Genomic DNA, 23,844 nt, shown 5'->3' on the forward strand with positions numbered 1-23,844 from the left:
GTTGCACGACCAGGATCCTTTTCACGATGCCGCTCCATTCTGGGCTGGATCATCGGGTGTTACCCATGTCAGCCCCAAGAATCACCTATCTCCGTATCACATGAAGAACACTGGCCACACGCTCCGCGGCCGTGGCGACGTCCTCCGCGTGGCCGATGCGACCGGCCCAGGACAACCAGAACCACCACTCGCCGTCGTCCTCATGGGCGGCTAGCACGTCCTCGGTCCTGGCGGGGGCCATCGGGTTGATCACATGGAGCCTTGGATAAAGCCCCGCTGCCGACCTCAGGCGTACCTGGAAGGCGTGTGCCTCCAACTGGGCTGCCAACCGACGCAGGTGGTCGACGGCCTCGCCGCGTTCTGCCATCATCCGGATCACTCCTGGCGGACACTCGTGACTTGCCTCTTTGCAGAGTGCGGTTTCGTGGCACTTGAGGCAATCGGTCCTTCCGCAAACCCCCTCGGGATCAGTGGAATAGACCGGAAAGTCATGGATGTTCCGTGGAGAAACCGCGAATAAAAGGAATCCGGCGCACGGACGCGTTTACGCTGTGGTGCGCCCTTGTTAATGTTGCGTAAACAGCGACCGGGAGAGGGACGCCGTGGCCCGAGGTGAGCACTCGCCCGCATGTGCGCGACGCTGGCGCGAGCAGGCGGCGTCCAGGCAGTGGACCCACTGGCAGACCGCGCAGGCCATCCACGGTTGCTGCGGGGTGAGCCTGCTCAAGGCGCACCGTTTGGCCAGGGGATGGTCGGCCAGGCAGTCCGTCCAGGAACTGGAGGAGCTCTGTGAGCGCCAGGACCTGGGCGAGGCGCGGGCCAGCATCGACCTGCTCAACGCCTGGGAGAACAACCGGGCCAGACCGCGCCCGCAGACCATCGATCTGCTGGCCCGGCTGTACCGCGCGAACGCCGTCAGGTTGGGCCTGGCCGGAGACTACTGTGAGGACGGCGGAGGCGCCAAGGTCGTGGTCGTCTCCGGCGGTGAGGGACGCTCGCCCTACCAGACCGAGGAGCGGGAGCGGTCCGAAGACGACATCGAGCGACGGGCGCTGTTCCACCAGGCCCTGCTCGGTTCGCGGTCCGTGATGACGGGCCGGCTACTGGCCGAGGTGGAGCGGACCCGTCAGGACCTGGACCGTACGCTCGCCATCTCCACCGTCTCCGAGGAGCAGCTCGACCGGCTCGACGAGCAGGTGCTGCGCTACCGGCGCGAGTACATCAGCAGCGCGCCGGTGCCGATGCTCTACCGGCTCATGCTGGAGCTGTCGGACGTCAGGACGCTCTCCCTGACCCGTCAGCCCGCGATGGCCCAGCGCCGCCTGCTCAACGCCACGGTCATGCTGGCGCTGCTGTCGGCCGACGCGCTGATGAAGCTCGGCGACACCCGTCAGGCCCACGCCTGGTACGGCACCGCGCGCAACGCCTCCGACGACATGGGCGACGTGCGGCTGCGCGCCCTCGTCCGGGCACAGCAGGCGATGCTGCCGTACTACTACGGAGACCTGGCCGAGACCGTGCGGCTGGCGCGTGAGGCCAGGATGCTCGCGGGGAGCGCGCCCAGTTCCCCGGCGGCGCTCGGCGCGGCGGCCGAGGCGCGGGCACTGGCCCGGATGGGCGAGCACAAGGCGGCCAGGGTCGCGCTGGCCGAGGCGGAGCGGATCTTCGCCAGGATGCCCCCCGAGGGCCACGACCACCTGGCCTTCCGCTTCTCCGAGCGGCGGCTGCAGTTCTACCGGATCGGCACCCTGATCGAGCTGGGTGAGGATGTCGACTGGAAGCCGGGGCCCGCCAGCCCTTCGGAACCGTACGCCATCGACCCGGTGCTGATCCTGCTCGACCAGGCGGCGCACCTGGTCCGCGACGGCAAGGTCGACGACGCCTGCCATCTGGCGGAGAAGGCACTGCTTCAGGTCCCGCCGGAGCACCGCACCTCCATCGTGCTCAACCGTGCGAGGGCGCTGCTGTCGGAGGTGCCGCAGACCAGGCACAGGGTGGCGGCGGTGCGCCGCCTGAACGACCTGGTCGCCGGCGCGGCTCCGGTCAGCTGATGGGGTCGCTCGCCGAGGAGGCCTTCACCGTCCTGCGGGAGGTCTGCGAGGATCTCGGCATCGATCACCGGGACGCGGAGTTGCTGCGGGTGCGCAGCAACGCCGTCTTCAAGCTGCGCAGCGAGATCGTGGTCAGGATCGCCACCGCGCCCAACGCGCTGACCCGGCTGCCGCTGGTCCTCGCGGTGGCCCGCTGGCTCGCCGAGCAGGGGTTCCCCGCGGTGCGCCCGGCCGATGAGATCTCCGAACAGCCCGTGGTGCACGAGGGCAGGGTCGTCACGTTCTGGCACTACGTGCCGGCCAGCGGCCGCCCCACCACCACGGAGCTGGGCGAGATCCTGCGCAGCCTGCACCTGCTGCCGGTGCCGCCGATGGCTCTGCGGCGGTTCGTCGACCCGCTGTGCGAGGTGCGCCGCGCCGTGGACCGCTCCGAAGAGCTCACTCCCGGCCAGCGGGCCTGGCTGCGCGACCGCATCGCGGAGCTGACGGAGCGCTGGCTGGACCTCGGCGTGGAGGACGAGCCCGTGCTGCTGCACGGTGACGCCTGGATCGACAACCTGCTGCGCTGCACGGACGGCCACGTGGTGCTCTGCGACTGGGACGGCGTCGCGGTCGGCCCTCGCGAGTGGGACCTGGTCCACACCTACCACGGCCAGCGGCGCTTCGGGCTGACCGCCGCCGACGTGGACGCGTTCGCCGACGCGTACGGCAGCGATCTGCGTTCCTGGCCGGGATACTCCACCCTCATGGAGGTCAGGGACATCTACGCGGTGGGGATCCACATCCGCAACGCCGCCGCGGATCCCTTCTCCCGGCGCGAGTTGCCTCGCAGGCTCGATTCCCTCACCCGAGGTGAACAACATGCTCGCTGGTACATGGCGGAACCCGCTAGTGTCTCCCAATAAAGATCTTCAAGCGGGGACAGAGCATGCCAAAGGTCACGCTTCGCAATACTTTTTACGTCCGTAACACCCCGGAGGCGCTCCGTGCCCACCTGAGCCAGCCGCAGAGCTACGTAGGGCTCTCGCCCATGGTGGTCGCGGTCAAGGACATCGAGCAGGGGGAGACCGAGACCCGCTACACCTCGGTGGAACGCTTCAGGTTCCTCGGCGTCGTCAAGTACGACAACATGATCAAGGTGACGTTGCGGAACACGCCGCGTACCGTCGAGGGCGAGGTCGACAGTCCCGGCGGGGTGCGCCTGGACTACCGGTTCACCCTCAGCGAGAAGAACGGGGGCACCGAGGTTGAGGACATCCTCGTGGTGCACGCCTGGGTCAGGCCGATGCTGGGCTACGCCGCGAAGAAGGCCCGCGAGGTGCAGCTCGCCCGCGCCGGGATCCTGGCCACCCGCCTGGGCTCCGCTCCCTAGGCCTCGGTGGCCGGAGCGGGACGCGTGAGAGCGCCCACGGTCACCGGAAAGGTGATGGCGATCCTCGGCGCGTTCCTGCCGGGAGACGTGCGGCTGACGCTCACCGAGATCTGCCGCCGGGCCGAGCTGCCTCCCGCCACCGGCCACCGGCTGGTCGCGGAGCTGGTGGCGGGCGGATTCGTGGAGCGGCTCCCCGACGGCTCATACCGGGTCGGAATGCTGCTGTGGCAGATCGGTGCCCAGGCGGCGGAACCTCGGGAGCTGCGCGAGCTCGCCCTGCCGTACATGGAGGACCTCTACGCCGCGACCCGCGACAACGTGCAGCTCGCGGTGCTCCGTGACGACCGGGCGCTGTACCTGGAGCGACTGCGCGGGCCCACCTCCGTGCCGATCGTCTCGCGGGTGGCCGGAGGGCTGCCGCTGCACGCGACCGGGGTCGGCAAGGTCCTGCTGGCCCACGCGGACCCGGAGACGGTGGAGCGGGTGCTCGCCGGGGAGCTCACCCCGCACGCGCCCAACACGGTGGTGGACCCCACGCGGCTCCGTACCGAGCTGGCGGAGATCCGCCGGACCGGGATCGCCTGCACGCAGGAGGAGATGTCGGTGGGCACCTGCTCGGTCGCGGTGCCGGTACGGGGGGCGGCCGGCCGGGTGGTGGCGGCGCTGTCCCTGGTGGCCTGGCGGCACAACGCCGATCAGCGCCGGCTGGCATCCGCCGTGCTGACCGCGGCCGGGGCCCTCTCCCGGGATCTCGCCGCCCTGCGGAGCTGAAAGATTTCCGCTGAGCGGAAGAGTGACGCGTGCGGGGGTGGACGGTGCGGAATGCTCGACGCATGCGAACTCAGGTCGGGATCGTCGGAGCGGGCCCCGCCGGGCTGCTCCTCTCCCATCTGCTCCACCTGCGGGGCATCGACTCGGTGGTCCTGGAGGCACGGAGCAGGCACTACATCGAGCAACGGGTGCGGGCCGGGGTGCTGGAGCAGGGCACGGTGGACGTGCTCAACGAGGCGGGCGTCGGCGACCGGATGCGCGCCGAGGGGCTGCCGCACCACGGTATCGAGCTGCGGTACGGCGGGGCCGGGCACCGCATCCCCTTCGAGGAGCTCGTTCCCGGCCGGGCCATCACCGTCTACGGTCAGCAGGAGGTCGTCAAGGACCTCGTCGCCCGCAGACTGGCCGACGGAGGGAGGATTCTCTTCGACGTCCCGGACGTCGCCCTGCACTCGTTGGAGAGGGACCCCTACCTCACCTTCCAGGGTGAGCGCCTCGACTGTGACGTCATCGCCGGGTGCGACGGCTTCCACGGCGTCTCGCGGCGGTCGATCCCCGAGGGCGTCCTGACGGTCTTCCAACGGGACTATCCCTTCGCCTGGCTCGGCATCCTCGCGCGGATCCCTCCGTCGGCCAAGGAGCTGATCTACTCCCACACCGAGCGGGGCTTCGCGCTGCACAGCATGCGTTCCGAGGAGATCAGCCGCTTCTATCTCCAGGTCCCCCCGGACGCCTCGCTCGACGACTGGCCGGACGAGCGGATCTGGGCCGAGCTGCGGGCACGCCTGGAGACGGTCCCCGGTTTCACACTGGCCGAGGGGCCGATCATCTCCAGGGACATGTCGGCGATGCGCTCGTTCGTCGCCGAGCCCATGCGCCACGGCAACCTCTACCTCGCCGGGGACGCCGCCCACATCGTGCCGCCCACCGGGGCCAAGGGACTCAACCTGGCGGTCGCGGACGTCCGGCTGCTGACCGAGGCCCTGACCGAGTTCTACGCGACGGGCTCCGGTGACCTGCTGGACGCCTACTCCGGCAACTGCCTGAAACGGGTCTGGCGCGCCCAGCACTTCTCCTGGTGGATGACCACGCTGCTGCACACCTTCGACGCCGACGACCCCTACGGGCGGCGCCTGCAGAGCGCACACCTCGACTACGTCACCTCCTCAGAGGCCGCCGCGACCACGCTCGCGGAGAACTACGTCGGCCTGCCCTTCGATTTCGGAGCCCATCCGTGACCCTCACAGATCCGCACCCGCACCACCTCACCCCCGGCTATCTCAGCACCCTGCTTCGCGCTCCCTCGTACCCGCCGGTGCGACCCGCCCTCGATCCGGAGGCGGCGGAGCTGCTTGACCCGGTCTACGGCCACCGGCCGGTCGGGCCGCTGGACCACGACCTGACCAGGCAGCACGCGGGCGAGCCGATCGGCGAGCGCATCATCGTCACGGGCCGGGTCCTCGACAGCCGGGGCCGGGCGGTGCCGAACACGCTGCTGGAGGTCTGGCAGGCGAATGCCACCGGCAGGTACGCCCATCCGGTGGACCAGCACCCTGCCCCGCTCGATCCCAACTTCACCGGGTTCGGCCGCTGCCTGACCGACGCCGAGGGCCGCTACCGGTTCGTCACGATCAAGCCGGGGTCCTATCCCTGGCGTAACCACCCCAACGCCTGGCGTCCGGCGCACATCCACTTCTCGGTGTTCGGCACCGCCTTCACCCAGCGCCTGATCACCCAGATGTACTTCCCCGGCGACCCGCTGTTCGCCTACGACCCGATCTTCCAGTCGGTCCCGGAGCCGAAGGACCGCGAACGGCTCGTCTCCGCCTTCGACCTGGATGTCACCGAGCCCGAGTGGGCGCTCGGCTACCGCTGGGACGTCGTGCTGGGCGCGACCCCCTTTGAGGAGGAGTGATGTCGCAGACCCCGTCGCAGACCGTGGGCCCGTTCTTCTCGTTCGCCCTGCCGTACGACGAGGGACCCCTCGTCGTGCCGGAGGACCATCCGGACATGATCGAGCTGCGCGGCAGGCTGCTGGACGGCGCGGGCGAGCCGGTGTCCGACGCGCTGCTGGAGATCTGCCAGCCGGGGCTGTTCGGTCGCTGCGAGACCGGGGCCGACGGCTCCTACCGCTTCCGCACGGCCAGGCCCGACGGCTACATCCCTCTGCTGATCTTCGCACGCGGCCTGCTCAAGCCGGTCTGGACCCGGGTCTACCTCACCGCTGAGGCGCCGTTCCCCGCCGAGGTGGATCCGGTGCGCCGGAGCACGCTCGTCGCGGCGCCGGAGGGGGAGCGGTCCTACCGGTTCGACGTCCGCCTCCAGGGTGACGGCGAGACGGTGTTCTTCGCCTACTGATCCCGGTGCTCGCCGGGGCGGACGAGGCCACGCTCGTAGGCGTACCTGACCGCCTCGGCGCGGTCGCGCAGGGCGAGCTTGGCCAGCAGGTGGTTGATGTGGGTGCCGACCGTGGACTCGGCGACGAACAGGGTGGCGGCGATCTCCGATCTCCTTCGCGGTCTCCCGCTCAGCCTGCGGGTTTCTCCCCGGTGACCCGCATCGCCAGCGGGAACGAGGCGCTGACACCGTAACCGCCGTCCGGCAGCGGCCCGGTGGCGAGCCGCCCGTGGAAGAGCGCGACCCGCTCCCGCATGCCGATCAGGCCGCGCCCGGCACCCTGGGGACCGACGTGGCCGTTTCTGGGGCCGTCGTCGGCGACCTCCAGGCTGAGCGCACGAGGCAGGTGGGAGACGGTGACCGTGACGCGCGCCGGGCCCGCGTGCTTGAGCGTGTTGGTCAGCGCCTCCTGAATAATCCGGTAGGCCGACAGCTCCAGCCCGGCCGGGAGCGGCCGGGCCTCGCCCCGCACGGTCAGCTCCACCTCCAGCCCGGCGGCGCGCACCTGCTCCACCAGGTCCTCCAGCCGGGCCAGGCTGGGCTGCGGGGCCAGCCCGTCCTCGCTGGAGTCGGTGCGCAGCAGGCCGAGCATGCGGCGGAGCTCCTCGACCGCCTCGCGGCCGGCCTCCTCCACCACGGTCAGCGTCTCGCGCTCGACCAGCTGGTCGGGGCGGAGCATCAGCCTGGCCGCGCCGGCCTGCATGACCATGACGCTGACACTGTGGGCGACCACGTCGTGCAGCTCGCGGGCGATCCGGGTGCGCTCCTCGGCCACGGCCTTGCGGGCGAGCAGCTCGCCGTGTTCTCGGGCCTGGATCGCGACCTGCCGGTGCCGCCACACGGCGAGGCCCGTGCCGCCGGCGATCGAGGCCATCACCACGGCCACCGCCATGTCCCCCGGGCCGAAGTGCTGGTCGACGGCCAGCATCATCGACCCGATGAAGAGCCCGGTGACCACGAGCCCGCCCACGGTCCTGAGATCTCGTGGGGAAGCCTCGCTGATCAGGGTGAACAGCAGGATGAGCTGGGTGTAGAACTGCCAGGCGGCGGCGAGGTCGCCGAAGTACGCGAAGCTCGCCGCGCTCGCCAGCGAGTAGACGGTCAGGACCGTGAACGGGGCACGGCGCCGTACGAGCACCAGTGCCGCCACGGCCAGCACCGCGATCAGCCACCACGGGGACTGCTCGTGGTCGAAGGCCGACGTGCGCTCGCTGAGCTCCTCGGCGAGCCCGAACACGGCCATGACCGCCGCGATCAGCCAGTCGACGGCGGTGGGCGGAAAACGGCGGCTCATGACGCGGGGGGAGGGGGGTGCGGCATGACGTGAGGGTAAGGGGCGGGGAGGGAGGTTGACATCCATCTTTGGGGGGATCACGGGTCAAGGCGGGCCTTGATGACGGAGATGGGGTCCGGTTCGTAGTTTCCGAGCCATGTTCACTCTTACCGACCCTGACGCGTTCCGTCGCGGGGCCGCGGGCGTCGGCCTGATCCTCGCCCTCCTCTGCCTGCTGCCGGGCATGATCGTTGATCCTCTGGGGTTCGGAGTCGAGGACACCCTCGGCTATGCCGAGAACCCCAGGGGCACCGGGGTCAGCGCGACGCTCCTGCACTACGCCTGGGTGCTCTGGGTGCCCGGCGTGATCGGCATGGTTCACCTCGTCCGGTGCAGGGGGGCGTCCTCGCCCACCTGGCCGGGGTGGTCACCGTGCTCGGCTAATCGGGGCCGCTTCTCCTGCTGGTCGTCTTCGGCGCCGTGGGCGTGGCGATGATCCGGATGAGCGACGAGGAGTGGAACCCGGCCCGCGCGTGACCGCTTCCGACCGGCGGCCCGCCCGCGGGGGCAGGCCTCGTCCCGGGGGCGACCCTGATGAGGACCACCCTACCGTCGAGGGTTTTCGCGCAGGTCAGGGAGATGGCGCGGGGAGCGCCCCCGGAAGGACGGCACTACCTGGCCCCGAGATCCTTACGGGGCCGTTCAGGGACGTCAGGGGGCTCTCTCCGATATTCCGGAATCTTGATCGTCGCCATCGTTGAGGCATGGGAAGTCAGGCGTTCACGGGATCTGCGATGGTGTTCGGCGGTTACGCGGCGATCGGCGCCGGGGCCGCCACGATGCTCGGGCTGCATGTGGTCACCGGTCTCGACCCGGTGCACACGGTGATCAGCGAGTACGCGTTCGAGGCGGACGGCTGGCTGCTGCCCCTGTCGCTCACGCTCTTCGCCGCCGCCGCGACCATCATCGGGGCCGTGCTGGCCCGGCGGGACGAGGACCGCGCGGCGGCCCTGCTGGTCGGAATCTGGGGCCTGTGCATGCTGCTGATCGGCGCCTTCCCCACCGACGAGCCGGGCGTGCCGCTGTCGATGTCCGGTGGCATCCACAGGTACGCGGCGTTCGTGGCCTTTCTGACGATGCCGGTCGCCGGACTGCTCCTGGCCAGGCGGCACGCGGCCGGCCGGTACGCCCGCGCGATCCGGCTGCTCAGCCTGGCCTCCCTGGGGGTGCTTGTCCTGGTGGTCCTCCCGTACGCGGTGCGGATGGCCGGTGTGGACCTGGCGGGCGAGGACATCCCGGCCGGGGTGACGCAGCGGCTGGTGGTGGGCTTCGAGGTGGCGGTGCTGGCCATGCTGGGCCTGATGGCCGGAACCGGGTGCGGCGGCCGTACCCGCAGCCCGCTCCCGGTGGCCGCTCGCGGCTGACCCTCTCGCGATCCGGGGTGACGTACTTCCGGTCGAGGGAGGCCGGAGCGCGCGGAACACGGACGGTCCGGCCGCTGATCGACCACCATCCTCGCTACTTTCCTGACTTTTCCGTATTTGTCATACAGCTGCTCTACGCTCCGGAAGCGACGACCAACGGAGAGGGTGGAGCATGACCGCGCGGAGCACGTACCTGGAACTGTCCGAGGACGGCGGGAGCTCGCACAAGTTCTACGAGGTGGTGCTCGACGGAACCCAGGTGACGATCAGGTACGGCCGCATCGGCGAATCCGGCCAGTCCAAGGCATCGGCCTTCGCCAGCGTCGCGAAGGCCGAGGCGGCCGCCGCGAAGAAGATCAACGAGAAGATCCGCAGGGGTTACGCCCCCGCCGTGCAGGGAGTGCGCCAGCGCCGCGCGGTCACCAGGCGCAGCGTGGAGAGCGCCCGCTCCACCGCGGCCCAGGCGCCGGTGCTCTGGCGCTTCGCCAGCGGTGCGGCGGCGTTCGGCATCTTCGTCGACTCCGAGCGCTGCTGGGTCGGCAACCAGCGCGGTGACGTCTACACCGTCACCCACGGCGGCACCGTCACCGGCCGCTTCCGGCTCCCCGACGGGGTCAAGTGCATCGTCGGCGACGACTTCTGGATCTACGCGGGCGCCGACGACGGCAAGGTCTACGACCTCGGTGGAAAGGTCCCGAGGGTCGCGTACGAGATCGCCGAGGACGTCGACATCTACTGGCTGGACATCCACGACGGCGTGCTGGGCGTCTCCGACCGTGCTGGGCGGATCACCACGATCGACCACGAGGACGAGTTCCAGTGGGCGCGCAAGGGCAGGGGCGACTCGGCCTGGATGGTCCGCTGCGACGACGAGGCCGTCTACCACGGGCACTCCACCGGGGTGGCCCGCTATGACGCCGCGGACGGCGCGCCGGTCTGGGAGACGCCCATCAACGGCGCGGTGCTGTTCGGCTGGCAGGAGACCGGTTCGGTCTACGCCGGCACCTCGCGCGGCGCCGTGCACCGGCTGCGCAAGTCGGACGGTGTCAGCCAGGCGGTCTACCGCTGCGACGCCACGGTCTTCTCCTGCGCCACCGCCCCCGAAGGCCGCTACGTCTTCGCCGGTGACAACCACTCCTCGATCTACTGCTTCGACCAGGGCGGCGAGCGCCTGTGGAAGCTGGCCACCGGCTGCGGCTCCGCCTTCTCCATGCAGTATCTCGACGACCGCCTCTACATCGTGACCACCGACGGCACTTTGGCCTGCATCGACGTGAGCGAGGAGGCGATCGTGGCGGCCCAGGGGGGCAGCGTCCCCAAGTCCGTCGACGTCAAGGCGTCCGCCGGGCTGGCGGTGGTGGAGCCCACCACCGAGCTGGAGACCGTGGTGCTCGACACGGTCTCGCACACCGGCGAGGGCGTGGTGGTGGAGTGCTTCCGCGAGGGCGAGCGGCTCCGGGTGCGGGTGGTCAGCGAGGGCTACGACGTGCGGCGGAACGTGCAGTTCCCCAAGGGCGTGCGCGAGGCCGGGGCCCGCTACCTCGTCGAGGGCGTCCGCTTCTCCGAGCGGGGCGGTTTCTACCGGGCCTACGGCGACATCAGGCGCCTGCTCTGACCGAGGGGCGACATCGGCTCCACGGCCGAGCCCGTCATGGGCCGAGCGCTCCCGGCCCATGACGGGGGTGGTCAGGCCGCCGGGACGGTCCACTTCTGGTTGGGGTTGCCGCTGCACTCCCAGATCTGCAGGCGGGTGCCATTGGCGCTGGACTGGCCGGTGGCGTCCAGGCACTTGCCGGCGGCGGGGTTCACGATGTCGTGGGCCGCGGTGTAGACCCACTGCTGGGCGCCGGTGCCGTTGCAGTCGTAGAGCTGGATCTGCGTTCCGTTGGCGGTGCCGGCGGCGGCGACGTCCATGCACTTGCCGAGGGCGCGGATGGTGCCGTCGGTGCCGATGGTCCACTGCTGGGCGCCGGTGCCGTTGCAGTCGTAGAGCTGGACGGCGGTGCCGTTGGCGGTGCCGGCGGCGGCGACGTCGACGCACTTGCCGGCGATGCCGGTGATCTGCCCGGTCCGGCCGCCGCTGCCGCCCTGGGCGTAGACGCGGACGTAGTCGATGGTCAGCTGCTGGGGGAAGGTCGTGGAGGCGTCGGGCGAGCCGGGCCAGTTGCCGCCGACGGCCAGGTTGAGGATCATGAAGAACGGGTGGTCGTAGACCCAGGGGTTGCCCCGGGTGTCGGCGGGAGTCTTCCTGGAGTACTGGATGCCGTCGACGTACCAGGTCACCGAGCCGGGCTCCCAGTCAACGGCGAAGGTGTGGAAGGCGTCGGCGAAGGCCTGACCGCCCGGCAGGGTGTAGCCGCCGCTCAGCGGACTGCCCCCCGAGTAACCGGGGCCGTGCAGGCTGCCGAGCACCTGTCCCGGCACGCTGCCGACGTTCTCCATGATGTCGATCTCGCCGCTCGCGGGCCAGCCGACCGACCCGATGTTGTCACCCAGCATCCAGAACGCCGGCCACATGCCCTTGCCCCGGGGCAGCTTCATCCGCGCCTCGAAGCGGCCGTAGGCGCGGGTGAAGGTCGCGGCGGTGGTCAGTTTCCCCGAGGTGTACTCACAGGAGCCGTACCAGCAGGAGTAACCGGCGGGGTTGCCCTTGCGTGCGGTGATGACCAGGTTGCCGGCGCCGTCGTGGGCGATGTTCTCGTTGCCGGCGGTGTAGTACTGCCGCTCGTTGTTCCCGAAGCCGCCGCCACCGACGTCGCGGCGCCACTTGGTGGTGTCGGGGCCGGTGCCCGCGGCGGCGTCGAACTCGTCGGACCAGACGAGGGGGCCGGGGGCGGCGGCGACCCGGGCGGTGTTCTGGACGGTGCTGCCCTGGACGGTGCTGCCCTGGACGGTGCTGCCCTGGACGGTGCTGCCCTGGACGGTGCTGCCCTGGACGGCGGTGCTCTGGGCGTCCGCGGCGGAGGGGACGAGGGCCGCGGAGGTGAGGAGCATCGCCGCGAGGAGGCCGCCGACTCGTGCGAGCGGGGTTCGCGGGCGTCGCGCGCCGCCGGGCGGTTCCGGCAGGGGGCGCGGGCTGGTGGAGATCATCGCTGATTCCTTCCGTCCTGGGGGGCGTGCGAGGGCCGGACGTGACGAGCGTGCTTTCGCGAGTGGCCGTACGCGACCCGGTGGGCCTGACGTGTGACGGCACGTCGCTCGGCGTGTCCTGGGGGCCTGCCGCGACGGATACGGCAGGGGGAGGCGAGGTCCTGCCCGGACGGGGAGCGGCCGGCGCGTCTCGCGTCCGCCAACGCCCCGCGTTGGAGAGAGCGAGTCATGGGGGTCCCTTCAAGGCAAGATCTCGCTTGCCCGGGACCCTAGGTCAGACTTCGTTCTCCAGTCAATGCAAGAGGTAAAAAAAGTCATGCGGCCTGGTTCGCCTCCCTGTGCGGAGCGCCCTGATCTGTGTGGGGGCGGGAAGCGGGAGGTCGGAGAGGGGACCGTTCCAGGAGTCGTCCCTGTCAGGGGAACGCGTCAGAACGCCCGCGATGCGCTGACGGCGCGCGCGGGGGATCGCGCGGCACCGGTGGCCTCGTTCGCGGAGGCCGCCGGGCCCGTCCTCGTCATGGCCGCGTGCGGTGCGGCGGCCTCCTCCCGGAAGCCGCCGCACGAGGGTCTCCTACCCGGTGTCCGGACCGTCCCGGTCCGGGATCAGGGGCGACCGCCGGAGCCGTCGAGCCCGGCGCGGCGCAGGGCGTCCGCCATCGCGCCGCTCGGCGCGTTACGCTGCCGGCCCCCGCGGTCCTGCCGGTCGCCGCGTCCCTGCCCGCCGCCCTGTCCGCCACCCCGCCGGCCGCCGCCGTCGCCCTGGCGCTGACCGCCACCGCCCTGCTGGTCGCGCTGGTCGCGCGCTCCTCGCGGGCCGGACGGCTTGACGTCGTCGTCCAGGCGCAGGGTGAGCGAGATGCGCTTGCGGGGGATGTCGACGTCGAGCACCTTCACCCGGACGATGTCACCGGGCTTGACCACCTCGCGCGGGTCCTTGACGAAGTTGTGCGACAGCGCCGACACGTGCACCAGGCCGTCCTGGTGCACGCCGACGTCGACGAAGGCGCCGAAGGCCGCCACGTTGGTGACCACGCCCTCCAGCAGCATGCCGGGAGTGAGGTCGGAGAGCTTCTCCACGCCCTCCTTGAAGGTCGCCGTCTTGAAGGCCGGGCGCGGGTCACGGCCCGGCTTCTCCAGCTCGGAGAGGATGTCGGTGACGGTCGGCAGCCCGAAGGTGTCGTCCACGAACTCCGCCGGGCGCAGGGCCCGCAGCACCGTACCGTTGCCGATCAGTGTGGTGATGTCGCCGCCGGTGCTCTGCAGGATGCGCCGCACCACCGGGTAGGACTCCGGGTGCACGCTGGAGGTGTCGAGCGGGTCGTCGCCGCCGCGGATGCGCAGGAAGCCCGCGCACTGTTCGAAGGCCTTCGGGCCGAGCCTGGCCACGTCCTTCAGCGCCTTGCGGGACCGGAACGGACCGTTGGCGTCGCGGTGCTGGACGATGTTCTCGGCGAGCCCGGAGCCGATGCCAGACACCCGGGTGAGCAGCGGTGCCGAGGCGGTGTTGACATCGACGCCGACGGCGTTCACACAGTCCTCCACCACGGCGTCGAGGGAGCGGGAGAGCTTGGTCTCGGCGAGGTCGTGCTGGTACTGGCCGACGCCGATCGACTTGGGGTCGATCTTTACCAGCTCGGCCAGCGGGTCCTGGAGCCGCCGGGCGATCGACACGGCGCCGCGCAGCGACACGTCCATGCCGGGCAGTTCCTGCGCGGCGAACGCCGAGGCGGAGTAGACCGAGGCCCCGGCCTCCGACACCACGACCTTGGTCAGCCCGGGGACCAGCTTCACCAGCTCGCCCGCGAGCTTGTCGGTCTCGCGAGAGGCGGTGCCGTTGCCGATGGAGACGAGCTCCACGTCGTACTTCTTCGCCAGCGCGGCGAGGGTGGCCAGCGACTGGTCCCACTGGCGGCGCGGTTCGTGGGGGTAGATCGTGTCGGTGGCCAGCACCTTGCCGGTCGCGTCGACCACCGCTACCTTCACGCCGGTGCGCAACCCGGGGTCCAGCCCCATGGTCGCGCGGCTCCCCGCGGGCGCGGCGAGCAGCAGGTCGCGCAGGTTCGCGGCGAACACGCGGACCGCCTCCTCCTCGGCGGCCTGCCACATGCGCGTCCGCAGGTCGATGCCGAGGTGGACGAGGATGCGGGTGCGCCAGGCCCAGCGGACCGTGTCGGCCAGCCACGCGTCGGCGGGTCTTCCCTGGTCGGCGATGCCGAAGCGGTGCGCGACGCGGCCCTCGTAGGTGCCGGTGGGCTCCGGCTCCGGCTCCAGGGTGAGGGTGAGGACCTCCTCCTTCTCCCCCCGGAACATCGCCAGGATCCGGTGCGAGGGCAGCTTGGTGAACGGCTCGGCGAAGTCGAAGTAGTCGGAGAACTTGGCGCCCTCCGCCTCCTTGCCCTCGCGGACCGCCGCGACCAGGCGTCCCTTCGTCCACATCCGCTCGCGCAGCTCGCCGACCAGGTCGGCGTCCTCGCCGAACCGCTCGACCAGGATCGCGCGGGCACCGTCAAGCGCGGCGGCGGCGTCGGCCACCCCCTCGCCGACGAACGCCTCCGCCGCGGCCCGCGGGTCGACCGACGGGTCTGCCAGCAGGCCGTCGGCGAGCGGTTCGAGCCCCGCCTCCCTGGCGATCTGCGCCTTGGTCCGCCGCTTGGGCTTGTAGGGAAGGTAGATGTCCTCCAGGCGGGCCTTGGAGTCGGCCGCCATGATCTGTGCCCGCAGGGCGTCGTCGAGCCTGCCCTGGCCGTCGATCGACTCCAGGATCGCGGTGCGCCGCTCCTCCAGCTCCCGCAGGTAGCGCAGCCTCTCCTCCAGCGTGCGCAGCTGCGTGTCGTCGAGCATCTCGGTGGCTTCCTTGCGGTAGCGGGCGATGAACGGCACGGTGGCGCCGCCGTCGAGCAGGTCCACCGCCGCCCGCACCTGTCGCTCGCGCACACCCAGCTCTTCGGCGATCCGCTGATGAATAGACGTGGTCACGATCTCTCTTCCTTCTTGATGGCGGTCCCCAAGCTACCGCCTCACCTCCCCGGCGGGTCGGAGAGCCGGAGGCGGGAATCACGCGAGAGCCGGAAAAGAGCAGAGGGGGAAGGACGTCCGGGACGCCGCGGTCTCGGTGCTTCTGAGGTGGATTCCGCCGCCGGTGCTCCGCGCGCCGCCGCCCGGTGCGAGGGGAGCTGATCGCCGGCGGTTCGAGGCCCGTGCGGAGACGTCAGCGGACGCGTTCGGCCTCGGCCGGCCGGCCGCGGGCGCCCACCCCGAGGTGCCGCTAACCGCAGGTGATCTCGGTGAAGGTCGGGGGTGTCGCGGCGGCTCCCACGAAGCCGATGTCGGTGGCGGTCGCTCCCGGCCGCAGCGGCGGCTTGTCGCCCAGGGCGTGGATCATCGCGACGGGACCGCTCTGCATGTGGGTGCCGTTCCACGCCTGGGTGAGGGTCGCGCCCTGCGGCAGCATCCACTGGATGTACCAGCCGCCCAGCGGCTGCTCACCGTCGTTGGTGATCGTCGCGGCGCCCCGGTAGCCGCCGGGCCACGACTCCACCAGGGTGACCGTCGCCCGGCACTTCGCCGCGGCCGGGAGCGCGGTCGGGGTGTCCGGCTGGACGGCCGGGGAAGGCGGGGGCGCCGAGGTGGCCTGACGGAGGATCGGGGAGGGGAGGTGCGCCGCGGTGTGCTTGCCCTCCGGCGTCCGGCCTGCGCAGGCCACCGCGATCAGGGCCACCGCCGCGCCGAGCGAGACGAGACCCAGCAGTTGCGCGATCTTCGTGGTGGGCGGCACAGGAATCCCTTCCGCGAGGACACGGGCCCGGTACGGACGCGGTCCCGCCGGCACCCGACGGGCACCGGCGGGACCATGTCTTGTTATGGGCTGGTACAGGTGACGGTCGGGGAGCCGCTGGTGCCCGAGGCGGTGAACCCGAAGGTGGTCGAGCCTCCGGCCGCTATCGTGCGGTTCCAGTCGGCGTTCTTGGCCGTGACCGTGGACCCCGATGTGGTGTGCGTGCCGTTCCACAGGCTGTTGATGGTGCTGCCGCTGCCGAGCGTCCACGTCGCGGTCCAGCCGTTGATGGCGGCGGAACCCGGGTTGCTCACGGTCACCTCGGCCTGGAAGCCGCCCGACCAGGAGCTGACGGTCTTGTAGGAGGCGGTGCACGCCGCGTTCCCCGGCGGCGGCGTCACGGTCGGCGTCACGGTCGGCTGGGGGCTGGGGCCCGCTCGGCCGACACCGGTCACCTCGCCGTTGCCGCCGTCGAAGACCACGTCGGAGCAGTTGTAGAAGGTCTCGGCCGAGTCGGAGCGTTTCCACACCGAGTAGATGATGTGGCGGCCCGTCTTGTTCGAGGGCAGCGTGGCGTTCCAGTAGTAGTGGGCGTCGTTGGTGCCCGGCGAGCCGACGCTCTGCGGGTGGTCGGCGGTGTGGAAGGGCGTGCTCTCCAGATCGCCCCAGGTCAGTGCCCGGTTGGGGTTCCAGCCGTCCTTGGTGATGTAAAGGTAGAACCAGCCGGGGTGGGCGGCCCACTTGTTGTACTTGAACTGGATCTGCGCGCCCGAGGTCAGGTGCGTCACCGGCCAGTCGGCGTTCGGCAGGTCATACCCGCTGTAGCCGGGGTTGCCGCCGCTGCACGCCTGTCCGTCCGGGATGAACCCCTGGGTCCGCCCGGCGCCGTCGGAGCGCAGCACACTGAACCAGTTGTAGAGCGAGTTGGCCCCGCTCTGGGCCACCGCCGCCGAGCAGGCCGGGTTGATGGGCACGATGTTCCCCTGCGGGGACAGGCCGTCCTGCCAGCAGAAAAAGGTCCGGCTGCCAGGCGTCATCATGGCGCCGTGCGCCGAGGCCGACTGGGGAACGAGGACGACGGCGAGCAGTGCGGTCATTAATGTGGCCACACTGGCGACAGCCATACTTCGCCATTTACTCACAGAATTACCCTCCCTTTCGAGGGGTGACGAGTAGTTGATCAATGGCGGTGAGGCGCCCACGCGAGACGGACTCTAGGTCGTCGATCCAGAGGTGTAAATGGAAAGCCTTTACCGGGATCCGATGGCAGGCTGTCGTGGCAGGTCGGGTGGGTGCTAGGTGGTTTCGCGAGATGAAAGGTTCACAGCCTGGGCGTGTTCCGGTGAGGTTTTCACGCGAGGACTTCCGATGGTGCGGGGAATGCCACGCGAAAAACGCCGAGACCGGCCGGAACGGTGTTCCGGCCGGTCTCGACGGCGAGGACGAACCCGGTGTGACTACTGCTTTCTCTCCGTTGTGGCGAGCTTTTCGAGCGCGGGGCCCGCGAGCCGGTACCTGTCCCACTCGTCTTGTGGTTCCGCGCCGAGCGACCGGTAGAAGTCGATGGCCGGGGCGTTCCAGTCGAGCACCGACCACTCGAACCGGTCGTAGCCGCGCTCCACGCAGATACGGGCCAGTTCGGTGAGCAGTTCCCTGCCGTACCCGCCACGCCGGTGCTCGGGGCGGACGAAGAGATCTTCGAGGTAGACCCCGTGCGTGCCGGTCCAGGTGGAGTAGGAGACGAACCAGATCGCGAACCCCGTGGCGCTGTCCCCGTCGGTGGCCATGTGGCAGAACACGCTGGGGGAGGGGCGGAAGAGCGCCTCACGGAGCAGGTCCGGGGTGTTCTTGACCTGATCCGGGGCCTTCTCGTACTCCGCGAGGCCGTGGATCATGTCGATGATCGTCGGAATGTCATCCGGTGTTGCGGGGCGAATCATGCTCGCAGTCTAGGCGCGGGGTACGGAGGGACTGCGCCAGCAAAGCGGATTTTTGATAATAAAACATGACATATGTGGCGGTGTAGCTGTGTGAGTGGCTCCTCCCGTAAGTTGGCTGCTGATCGAAGTGCGGGTTGTTGAGAGAGGCGGGTCACCATGTCGACAGAGCCCACGGGGGAGCGGTTGGCGGAACTCAGGCGGGCGTTCGCGGCCATCGACGCCGACGGTGACGGATTCATCACGGAGGCGGAGTTCCGCGGGCACTTCCCCGACCTGCCCGCGGAGGCCATCGGGTCACTGAACCGGGTCGGTGACTCCGACGGCGACGGTCGCTTCTCGTTCGAGGAGTTCGTCCGCCTGGTCTACCGCGGCTGATCCGCCCGCCCGCTCTCCTCGGAGAGCGGGCGGGCCCAGGGCCGGTCACCGGAGGGCGTCCGGGAATCAGCGGGAGGCGATGACGCTCCCACCGGAGAGCTCGCGCACCGACTCCTCGACCGTGGAGGCGATGGGAAACGCGTCTCGCAGTTTGGTCAGATCGAGCAGGCGGCCGAGGAATCCGTGCACGCCGACGAGACGCAGCCAGCCCTTCCGCTCGTAGGCGCGCCGCAGGCTCGTCAACAGCACCCAGATGCCCGTGGAGTCGCAGAATCCCAGCTCCGTCGTGTCGACGACCAGGCAGACATGGCCCCGCCTCATGAACTCCGCGATCCTCTCCTCCAGCAGTGGAGCCGATGATTTGTCCAGATCGCCGATCAGGGTCACTACGGAGAACTGCGGACGCGCGTCCACGGTGACGGAAAGCCGAGTCATATCGCCCCGCTGTCTACGGCAGTTGGAGACAGCGCCCTGTCGGGAGCCGTGCAAGGACCGGTGCCATTGACACCACCGTACGCCCGTGGCTTGTGACAGTTCAACGGGTGACCGCGAACCGCGGGATGTCAGGACGGCGCCCGACGCGAAGCGGGCCGGCTCGGGGAGGTGCCGTTTGTCCGTCCCGCTCCAGGGCAGGCCGGGAAAATGGGAACCAAAGGACTGGCAGTGCTCACCGTCAACGCGGGATCGTCGAGCCTCCAGCTTCACCTCGTCCGCGACGGCGAGGTCCTGCGCACCGAGCACAGCGAGCGGAGTCCCGACTCCGGGTCGGCGGAGCGGACGATCGGGGACTTCCTCGCCGACACCCCGGACGGCGACCTCGCCGCGGTCGGCCACCGGCTGGTACACGGCGGCGAGGCCGTACGGAGGCCGACGGTCGTCGATGACGATGTGCTGGACGCGGTGCGAAAGTACGCGGACCTGGCCCCGCTGCACGTGCCGCCCGCGCTCGCGCTCGTCGAGGCCGCCCGGCGCCGGCTGCCCGGCCTCCCGCACGTGCTCTGCCCCGACACCGCCTTCCACGCCGCGCTTCCGGACCGCGCCGCCACCTACGCGCTGCCCGAGCGGTGGAGGAGCCGGTACGGCCTGCGCCGCTACGGCTTCCACGGCCTGTCCTACGCCTGGGCGCTGGGGCGGGCCGCGGAACTGCTCGACCGGCCCGTTCGCGCACTCCAGGTCGTCCTGACCCACCTCGGCGGAGGCTCCTCGGTGTGCGCGGTACGCGAAGGCCGCAGCGTGGACACCTCGATGGGGTTCACCCCGCTGGAGGGAGTGCCGATGAGCACGCGTTCGGGGAGCGTCGACCCCGGCATGCTGCTCTGGCTGCTGTCCGGTTCCCGGCTCACACTCGACGAGCTGCGCGACGGCCTGGAACACCGGTCGGGGCTGCTCGGACTCTCGGGCGGGAAGTCGGGCGACACCCGGGAACTGGTCGCCTCCGGCGATCCCGCCGCGGCCCTGGCCCTGGAGGTGTTCGCGTACCGGGTGAGCCGGGAGATCGCCGCGGCCGCGACGAGCCTGGACCGGCTGGACGCGCTCGTCTTCACCGGGGAGATCGGCTGGGATCAGCCGGAGGTCCGCGAAGCCGTCTGCCGCGGGCTCGCGCTGCTCGGGGTCGAACCGCCCGTCCGCACCGACCTCGACGTCGACGGGATGGTCAGCGCACCCGGCGTACCCGTGCCCGTGCTGGGGATCCGTCCGAGAGAGGAGCTTCAACTCGCCCGCGACACCCTCGGTGTGCTCGGCGGCCGTCCGTGAGAACCCGGTCACCGTCCGCGGGCGGGGCGGCCTGCCTTCTCACGTCCTCGTGGGGACGGGAAGGGGCAGGTCACCCCGATGATCGCGGAGACGGCGCAACGGTCTGTCCCGTGAGCGGGACCCCGTTCCATGCGTGGTTGTTGCCAGGCCTTACGAGGCGGATACCGAGTTCGTGACCGGCTGCCCCGCCGTGAGCGTCTGCCGCATCGGCTTGCCGACGCCGGGCGCCGAGGTGATTCCTTCCGGCGCCTCCTGGACGTCCACCGGGTTGATCCGGCCGCCGTGCTCGTCGTGGTGATCGGCGTCGGCGTCGTCGAACCACACGCCGCCGTCCGCGAGATAGCGGAAACGGATGGGCTGCCGTGCGGGGACGGTCAGGCTCACCTGGTAGGTGCCGTTCTCCTTGCGTTGCATGGGGTGGGCGTAGGGGTCCCAGCCGTTGAAGTCGCCGACCAGTGAAACCCCTCCCCTGGCCGGGCCGTCCGTTATGGTGAAAGTCAGCTTGACCTGGCCGTTCTTGGTCGGCTTACCGCGCTTGATCACTGAAATCCTCCTGACATCACTGTCTCCGTGCGTAACGTGCCGTGATCTCGGTTGCGGAAAGACGTGAAGATCACGCCAACCACCGGGCCGCGCCGACAGGGACGTGACGCGACCGGGAGGCCGACGCCCGGTCACGGCCGAGCCGTCGATCCCATATGGATCGTTACCGCCGGTAGCGGCGGGACAACCCGGGCAGGCCGACTTTTGATCGGCATCACGTCCGACCTTGACCCGGGCATGGCCGTCGGCCGATCAACGGTCGGGGACAGGTCGGGTGTCGGCCAGGATGGTGGAGTGGACATAACGCCGATCTCGCCGTCGTCACTGGTGGAGGAAGTCGCGGACCGGGTGGACGCGGAGCCCCGCGACTCCTGGGTGCGCGTCGCGCTCGACGGAGCGCCGGCGGCGCGGCCCGGGGATCTCGCCGACGCGCTGGTCGACCCGCTCCGGCTCCGCGGCCGGGAGGTGCTCCGTGTCCTCTCCGCCGACTTCCTGCGCCCGGCCTCGCTCCGTTTCGAGTACGGCAGGACCGATCCTGACTCCTTCTACACCGACTGGTTCGACTACAAAGGGCTGGTCCGCGAGGTTCTGGGGCCGCTCGCTCCCGGCCGGTCGGGGAAGGTGCTGCCCACGCTGTGGGACAGCACGATCGATCGGGCCACCCGCGCGCCCTACGTCACCGTCGCCCCGGGTGGGGTGCTGCTGCTGGCCGGTCCCCTGCTGCTGGGCAGGGGGCTGCCGTTCGACCTGACCGTGCACCTGAGGCTCTCACCGGGCGCGCTCGCCCGGCGCACCCCGGACCAGGAGCGCTGGACGCTGCCCGCCTACGCGCGCTACGAGGCGGAGGTCGCACCGGCGCGGGTCGCCGACCTGGTCGTCCGTGTCGACGACCCGAGACATCCGGCCCTGGTCACAGCGCCGTGACCGGTCCTTCGGCAGGACGGGGCCAAGTGGGCCGGGTACGAAGGCGGGGCGCGTCCCGGAAGGACGCGCCCCGCCTTCGATCATCCGGCAGCGCCGCTAGACACCCGCGCGCGAGGGCATCCTGCCCTCGGCATACGTGCCGTGCAGCATCTCCTGCTCCGTCGGCCGCATCTCGTCGCGGGTCTCCTCCATGCGCAGCGCGATCCCCATCCCGAAGAAGGTGGGTGCCCACTCACCGATGAAGATCCCCCACCGGTCCGCCCGGTCGATGCCTGCCTTCTCCGCCGAATTCGATGCCAGCCACGCCGCGAAGGACAGGCCGACCGAGGCGATCCCAGCGATGTACATCGCGTTGGACTTCACGCCCATTTTGTGAAGCGTACTGATCATTTCATCCCCCTGATGGTGGTTCGCTGTTATGGTTACCCTAGGAAGTCAGAGATAACCAAATGTGACGAACCGCAGGTAGGGGCCTCTTCGTGTCGAGGGTTCCGCCGTGCCGTTCACTCCTTGCCGATGCGCTTGAGGAGGTCTTCGCGCCTGGCGTCGAGCTCGTTGACGAGGATCTCCTGCTCGTCGGCCTGGTTGATCATCATTGATCGTTCGACGGGGTCGGTGGGGCCGAGCTCTCCGACCTGCCTGCGCATCTCGGCGACCTCGTTACGCAGTCTCTCCAGATCCTCTTCGACCTGCCGCAGTTCTTCCTGAAGGCTCATCTGCTGTCCATACCCCTGCTTTCGGCCTCGACTCCCGGCCGTGGCCGCCTCGCCGGGCCCGCCGCTCCCACCTCGCGCCCGCCCGGTGACGGGAACCTGAACGGACCGGCCGGTGTACCTCCCGCATGAGACGAATCCTTGTCCTCCTGGCGTTCATCGTCCCCCTGCTGACCCTGGCCGCACCGGCGAGGGCCGGAGGCTGGGCGATCACCGTGATGGACCCGGTTCCCGCGAAGACGGACCCGGACACGACGTACACGCTCGGCTTCTGGCTGCTCCAGCACGGCACCCACCCGTACCTGGGCGACGACCTGGGAGAGGTCGCGCTGAGGTTCACCGACGGGAAGAAGGACCTCAAGTTCGTCGGGGTGGAGCTGACGGAGCCCGCCCACTACGCCGCCGCGATCTCGCTGCCCAAGGGAACGTGGAAGGTGGAGGCCGTCCAGGGCTGGTTCGCGCCATACCGGATCGGCACCCTCACCGTGCCGGGAGGGCTGGAGATCGCCCCGGTTCCCAGTGAGCTCAGGCAGTCGATCGCCGGCCAGCCGCCGCAGGAGCACTGGGGGGCGATCCGGCCGCCGGCCGTCCCCCTGGGCGATCTCGCCTCCGGCGCTCCCGTCGCACCCGTCGCCACCCCGGCGGCGGCGCCCGCGGGGGCTTCGCCCGGCGGCACGACCACCGTGGCGGTCGTGGAGCGCGGCTCCTGGTGGCGGCCCTCGTACCTGGTCGCGGGGCTCCTGGGGGTCACCGCCCTCGCGGCGCTGGCCTACCGGGTGCGGCGGCGCTGACGGCCGCGTTCTCCGCGGCGGCCCTCACCGGGCAGGGGGCGCCTCTGGAAGGCGTCGCCGAGGACGTCGGGCGGGGTGTCGAGGGCCGTGCCCCGCGGTCCTTCGGCAGGGGAGCCCGTGGCGCCGGGGCGCCACGGGCTCCTCGACAGGCCGGCCGGTCAGTCATCGTCCCGGTCGTCGTGGTCGTCCCGGTCGTCGGCGTCGTCGTCCGCGGTCTCCCGGTCCTGCTCCAGGATCGCGCCGGTGGTGGCGTCGATGTCGAAGTCGTGCTCGACATCGCCTTCGCGGAGTTCGACCTCCCAGTTGGCGGGAGTCTCGTCGCCGTCGAACTCGATTTTGACGAGCTTGGCGCCGGGCACCTTCTGCTGAGCGATCCTGACGGCCTCGTCCCGCGAGATCTTGGCCTCCGCCTCGCCGGGCGCGGGGGTGCTCTCGGCGCCGGACGTCGGGTTCACCGGGGCGGGAGTCGTCGCGGTGCCGCTGGGGGCCGGGGTGGGGGTCAGGGTTCCGGCGGAGGCGACCGCGCCGCCTCCGGCGATAACGGCGAGAAGTCCGGTGGCGGCGATGGTGAGTTTCGTAGTGTTTCGCATGTCCACGAGCCTGCCGGGTGCCCCGTTAGTGGCACGCTGCGCCAACCCTAAAAGCAGGTT

General features: G+C 70.4%; 27 protein-coding genes. 14 read left to right on the forward strand and 13 right to left on the reverse strand.

The annotated features are described in order from the left end of the window. Positions 1 to 85: 85 nt before the first annotated feature. Entirely contained in the window at positions 86 to 370 is a 285-nt protein-coding gene (locus AB0J58_RS08240) for a hypothetical protein (protein ID WP_030912059.1), read from the reverse strand. A 232-nt stretch (positions 371 to 602) separates the two neighbouring features. On the opposite strand from AB0J58_RS08240, the gene AB0J58_RS08245 reads away from it, so the two are divergent. From AB0J58_RS08245 to AB0J58_RS08275, 7 genes are all read left to right on the forward strand, one after another. After that, positions 603 to 2,051 carry a helix-turn-helix transcriptional regulator gene (locus tag AB0J58_RS08245; protein ID WP_364211922.1) on the forward strand — a complete coding sequence of 483 codons (1,449 nt, stop codon included), beginning with the start codon at positions 603 to 605 and terminating at the stop codon, positions 2,049 to 2,051. Continuing rightward, complete coding sequence (locus AB0J58_RS08250; protein ID WP_063766221.1) at positions 2,051 to 2,956, forward strand: aminoglycoside phosphotransferase family protein; 906 nt, start codon at positions 2,051 to 2,053, stop codon at positions 2,954 to 2,956. The genes AB0J58_RS08245 and AB0J58_RS08250 overlap by 1 nt, the downstream gene beginning before the upstream one ends. 23 nt (positions 2,957 to 2,979) lie before the next feature. Beyond that, the gene (locus tag AB0J58_RS08255) at positions 2,980 to 3,423 is read left to right on the forward strand and encodes an SRPBCC family protein (protein ID WP_364211925.1); all 444 of its coding nucleotides are present in this window, start codon (positions 2,980 to 2,982) and stop codon (positions 3,421 to 3,423) included. 24 nt (positions 3,424 to 3,447) lie between these two features. Next, entirely contained in the window at positions 3,448 to 4,194 is a 747-nt protein-coding gene (locus tag AB0J58_RS08260) for an IclR family transcriptional regulator (RefSeq protein WP_364211927.1), read from the forward strand. A gap of 62 nt (positions 4,195 to 4,256) precedes the next feature. Next, entirely contained in the window at positions 4,257 to 5,432 is a 1,176-nt protein-coding gene (locus AB0J58_RS08265; RefSeq protein ID WP_364211929.1) for a 4-hydroxybenzoate 3-monooxygenase, read from the forward strand. After that, entirely contained in the window at positions 5,429 to 6,109 is a 681-nt protein-coding gene (pcaH, locus tag AB0J58_RS08270; protein WP_343969861.1) for a protocatechuate 3,4-dioxygenase subunit beta, read from the forward strand. Before AB0J58_RS08265 ends, pcaH begins: the two co-directional genes overlap by 4 nt. Then, on the forward strand, positions 6,109 to 6,552 hold the full coding sequence (locus tag AB0J58_RS08275) for a protocatechuate 3,4-dioxygenase subunit alpha (protein ID WP_364211932.1): 444 nt from the start codon (positions 6,109 to 6,111) through the stop codon (positions 6,550 to 6,552). Before pcaH ends, AB0J58_RS08275 begins: the two co-directional genes overlap by 1 nt. Here AB0J58_RS08275 and AB0J58_RS08280 read toward each other — a convergent pair. Together AB0J58_RS08280 and AB0J58_RS08285 are read right to left on the reverse strand one after the other, a co-directional pair. Further along, positions 6,546 to 6,725 carry a LuxR C-terminal-related transcriptional regulator gene (locus AB0J58_RS08280; protein WP_364212179.1) on the reverse strand — a complete coding sequence of 60 codons (180 nt, stop codon included), beginning with the start codon at positions 6,723 to 6,725 and terminating at the stop codon, positions 6,546 to 6,548. The genes AB0J58_RS08275 and AB0J58_RS08280 overlap by 7 nt on opposite strands. After that, entirely contained in the window at positions 6,722 to 7,885 is a 1,164-nt protein-coding gene (locus tag AB0J58_RS08285; protein WP_364211935.1) for a sensor histidine kinase, read from the reverse strand. Before AB0J58_RS08285 ends, AB0J58_RS08280 begins: the two co-directional genes overlap by 4 nt. A 136-nt stretch (positions 7,886 to 8,021) precedes the next feature. Between AB0J58_RS08285 and AB0J58_RS08290 the strand changes: the two genes are divergently transcribed. From AB0J58_RS08290 to AB0J58_RS08300, 3 genes are all read left to right on the forward strand, one after another. Next, positions 8,022 to 8,360, forward strand: coding sequence for a hypothetical protein (locus tag AB0J58_RS08290; protein ID WP_364211937.1), 339 nt, complete (start codon positions 8,022 to 8,024; stop codon positions 8,358 to 8,360). A 268-nt stretch (positions 8,361 to 8,628) separates the two neighbouring features. Then, positions 8,629 to 9,288: a DUF998 domain-containing protein gene (locus AB0J58_RS08295; protein ID WP_364211940.1), complete on the forward strand. Its 660-nt coding sequence runs from the start codon at positions 8,629 to 8,631 to the stop codon at positions 9,286 to 9,288. 172 nt (positions 9,289 to 9,460) lie between these two features. Further along, entirely contained in the window at positions 9,461 to 10,903 is a 1,443-nt protein-coding gene (locus AB0J58_RS08300) for a WGR domain-containing protein (RefSeq protein WP_364211943.1), read from the forward strand. Between the two features lie 71 nt (positions 10,904 to 10,974). On the opposite strand, the gene AB0J58_RS08305 is transcribed toward AB0J58_RS08300, so the two are convergent. The 5 genes from AB0J58_RS08305 to AB0J58_RS08325 form a co-directional block, all read right to left on the reverse strand. Next, positions 10,975 to 12,378 (reverse strand): family 16 glycosylhydrolase, encoded by a 1,404-nt coding sequence (locus AB0J58_RS08305; protein ID WP_364211946.1) that lies wholly within the window; start codon positions 12,376 to 12,378, stop codon positions 10,975 to 10,977. A 603-nt stretch (positions 12,379 to 12,981) separates the two neighbouring features. Then, positions 12,982 to 15,354, reverse strand: a complete 2,373-nt coding sequence (locus tag AB0J58_RS08310) for a Tex family protein (RefSeq protein ID WP_364211949.1) — start codon at positions 15,352 to 15,354, stop codon at positions 12,982 to 12,984. A gap of 289 nt (positions 15,355 to 15,643) precedes the next feature. Then, the gene (locus AB0J58_RS08315) at positions 15,644 to 16,153 is read right to left on the reverse strand and encodes a cellulose binding domain-containing protein (protein ID WP_364211952.1); all 510 of its coding nucleotides are present in this window, start codon (positions 16,151 to 16,153) and stop codon (positions 15,644 to 15,646) included. A gap of 83 nt (positions 16,154 to 16,236) precedes the next feature. Beyond that, the gene (locus AB0J58_RS08320) at positions 16,237 to 17,250 is read right to left on the reverse strand and encodes a lytic polysaccharide monooxygenase (RefSeq protein ID WP_364211955.1); all 1,014 of its coding nucleotides are present in this window, start codon (positions 17,248 to 17,250) and stop codon (positions 16,237 to 16,239) included. Between the two features lie 360 nt (positions 17,251 to 17,610). Then, the gene (locus AB0J58_RS08325) at positions 17,611 to 18,093 is read right to left on the reverse strand and encodes a GNAT family N-acetyltransferase (RefSeq protein ID WP_364211958.1); all 483 of its coding nucleotides are present in this window, start codon (positions 18,091 to 18,093) and stop codon (positions 17,611 to 17,613) included. Positions 18,094 to 18,249: 156 nt separating this feature from the next. Here AB0J58_RS08325 and AB0J58_RS08330 point away from each other — a divergent pair, with 156 nt between their 5' ends. After that, a complete protein-coding gene (locus tag AB0J58_RS08330; protein ID WP_364211961.1) occupies positions 18,250 to 18,468 on the forward strand; it encodes an EF-hand domain-containing protein in 219 nt (72 codons plus the stop codon). A gap of 66 nt (positions 18,469 to 18,534) precedes the next feature. On the opposite strand, the gene AB0J58_RS08335 is transcribed toward AB0J58_RS08330, so the two are convergent. After that, positions 18,535 to 18,903: an STAS domain-containing protein gene (locus AB0J58_RS08335; RefSeq protein WP_364211964.1), complete on the reverse strand. Its 369-nt coding sequence runs from the start codon at positions 18,901 to 18,903 to the stop codon at positions 18,535 to 18,537. A gap of 207 nt (positions 18,904 to 19,110) precedes the next feature. Between AB0J58_RS08335 and AB0J58_RS08340 the strand changes: the two genes are divergently transcribed. Continuing rightward, on the forward strand, positions 19,111 to 20,223 hold the full coding sequence (locus tag AB0J58_RS08340) for an acetate/propionate family kinase (RefSeq protein WP_364211967.1): 1,113 nt from the start codon (positions 19,111 to 19,113) through the stop codon (positions 20,221 to 20,223). Positions 20,224 to 20,373: 150 nt separating this feature from the next. On the opposite strand, the gene AB0J58_RS08345 is transcribed toward AB0J58_RS08340, so the two are convergent. Continuing rightward, complete coding sequence (locus AB0J58_RS08345; protein WP_343966915.1) at positions 20,374 to 20,766, reverse strand: isoamylase early set domain-containing protein; 393 nt, start codon at positions 20,764 to 20,766, stop codon at positions 20,374 to 20,376. 294 nt (positions 20,767 to 21,060) lie between these two features. Between AB0J58_RS08345 and AB0J58_RS08350 the strand changes: the two genes are divergently transcribed. Further along, positions 21,061 to 21,690, forward strand: coding sequence for a uridine kinase (locus tag AB0J58_RS08350; protein ID WP_364211970.1), 630 nt, complete (start codon positions 21,061 to 21,063; stop codon positions 21,688 to 21,690). Positions 21,691 to 21,786: 96 nt separating this feature from the next. Here AB0J58_RS08350 and AB0J58_RS08355 read toward each other — a convergent pair whose 3' ends face one another. Together AB0J58_RS08355 and AB0J58_RS08360 are read right to left on the reverse strand one after the other, a co-directional pair. Then, entirely contained in the window at positions 21,787 to 22,059 is a 273-nt protein-coding gene (locus tag AB0J58_RS08355; RefSeq protein WP_364211973.1) for a hypothetical protein, read from the reverse strand. 134 nt (positions 22,060 to 22,193) lie between these two features. Continuing rightward, entirely contained in the window at positions 22,194 to 22,406 is a 213-nt protein-coding gene (locus AB0J58_RS08360; protein ID WP_364211976.1) for a hypothetical protein, read from the reverse strand. A gap of 125 nt (positions 22,407 to 22,531) precedes the next feature. Here AB0J58_RS08360 and AB0J58_RS08365 point away from each other — a divergent pair, with 125 nt between their 5' ends. Then, positions 22,532 to 23,194 (forward strand): hypothetical protein, encoded by a 663-nt coding sequence (locus AB0J58_RS08365; protein ID WP_364211978.1) that lies wholly within the window; start codon positions 22,532 to 22,534, stop codon positions 23,192 to 23,194. A gap of 158 nt (positions 23,195 to 23,352) precedes the next feature. Here the strand turns inward: AB0J58_RS08365 and AB0J58_RS08370 are convergent, their stop codons facing one another. Further along, positions 23,353 to 23,784: a PepSY domain-containing protein gene (locus AB0J58_RS08370; protein ID WP_364211981.1), complete on the reverse strand. Its 432-nt coding sequence runs from the start codon at positions 23,782 to 23,784 to the stop codon at positions 23,353 to 23,355. Between the last annotated feature and the right edge of the window lie 60 nt (positions 23,785 to 23,844).

Source organism: Streptosporangium sp. NPDC049644 (assembly GCF_040675205.1).
Classification (GTDB): Bacteria; Actinomycetota; Actinomycetes; order Streptosporangiales; family Streptosporangiaceae; genus Streptosporangium; species Streptosporangium fukuiense.

What these genes read in the sequence shown, in the direction of transcription:
- AB0J58_RS08340 (WP_364211967.1), top strand. Translation starts at nt 19,111, where the DNA reads ATGGGAACCAAAGGACTGGCAGTGCTCACCGTCAACGCGGGATCGTCG.
- AB0J58_RS08255 (WP_364211925.1), top strand. Translation starts at nt 2,980, where the DNA reads ATGCCAAAGGTCACGCTTCGCAATACTTTTTACGTCCGTAACACCCCG.
- AB0J58_RS08285 (WP_364211935.1), bottom strand. Translation starts at nt 7,885, where the DNA reads ATGAGCCGCCGTTTTCCGCCCACCGCCGTCGACTGGCTGATCGCGGCG.
- AB0J58_RS08300 (WP_364211943.1), top strand. Translation starts at nt 9,461, where the DNA reads ATGACCGCGCGGAGCACGTACCTGGAACTGTCCGAGGACGGCGGGAGC.
- AB0J58_RS08335 (WP_364211964.1), bottom strand. Translation starts at nt 18,903, where the DNA reads ATGACTCGGCTTTCCGTCACCGTGGACGCGCGTCCGCAGTTCTCCGTA.
- AB0J58_RS08330 (WP_364211961.1), top strand. Translation starts at nt 18,250, where the DNA reads ATGTCGACAGAGCCCACGGGGGAGCGGTTGGCGGAACTCAGGCGGGCG.
- AB0J58_RS08265 (WP_364211929.1), top strand. Translation starts at nt 4,257, where the DNA reads ATGCGAACTCAGGTCGGGATCGTCGGAGCGGGCCCCGCCGGGCTGCTC.
- AB0J58_RS08290 (WP_364211937.1), top strand. Translation starts at nt 8,022, where the DNA reads ATGTTCACTCTTACCGACCCTGACGCGTTCCGTCGCGGGGCCGCGGGC.
- AB0J58_RS08325 (WP_364211958.1), bottom strand. Translation starts at nt 18,093, where the DNA reads ATGATTCGCCCCGCAACACCGGATGACATTCCGACGATCATCGACATG.
- AB0J58_RS08240 (WP_030912059.1), bottom strand. Translation starts at nt 370, where the DNA reads ATGATGGCAGAACGCGGCGAGGCCGTCGACCACCTGCGTCGGTTGGCA.
- AB0J58_RS08250 (WP_063766221.1), top strand. Translation starts at nt 2,051, where the DNA reads ATGGGGTCGCTCGCCGAGGAGGCCTTCACCGTCCTGCGGGAGGTCTGC.
- AB0J58_RS08355 (WP_364211973.1), bottom strand. Translation starts at nt 22,059, where the DNA reads ATGGGCGTGAAGTCCAACGCGATGTACATCGCTGGGATCGCCTCGGTC.
- AB0J58_RS08295 (WP_364211940.1), top strand. Translation starts at nt 8,629, where the DNA reads ATGGGAAGTCAGGCGTTCACGGGATCTGCGATGGTGTTCGGCGGTTAC.
- AB0J58_RS08275 (WP_364211932.1), top strand. Translation starts at nt 6,109, where the DNA reads ATGTCGCAGACCCCGTCGCAGACCGTGGGCCCGTTCTTCTCGTTCGCC.
- AB0J58_RS08365 (WP_364211978.1), top strand. Translation starts at nt 22,532, where the DNA reads ATGAGACGAATCCTTGTCCTCCTGGCGTTCATCGTCCCCCTGCTGACC.
- AB0J58_RS08305 (WP_364211946.1), bottom strand. Translation starts at nt 12,378, where the DNA reads ATGATCTCCACCAGCCCGCGCCCCCTGCCGGAACCGCCCGGCGGCGCG.
- AB0J58_RS08320 (WP_364211955.1), bottom strand. Translation starts at nt 17,250, where the DNA reads ATGACCGCACTGCTCGCCGTCGTCCTCGTTCCCCAGTCGGCCTCGGCG.
- AB0J58_RS08370 (WP_364211981.1), bottom strand. Translation starts at nt 23,784, where the DNA reads ATGCGAAACACTACGAAACTCACCATCGCCGCCACCGGACTTCTCGCC.
- AB0J58_RS08360 (WP_364211976.1), bottom strand. Translation starts at nt 22,406, where the DNA reads ATGAGCCTTCAGGAAGAACTGCGGCAGGTCGAAGAGGATCTGGAGAGA.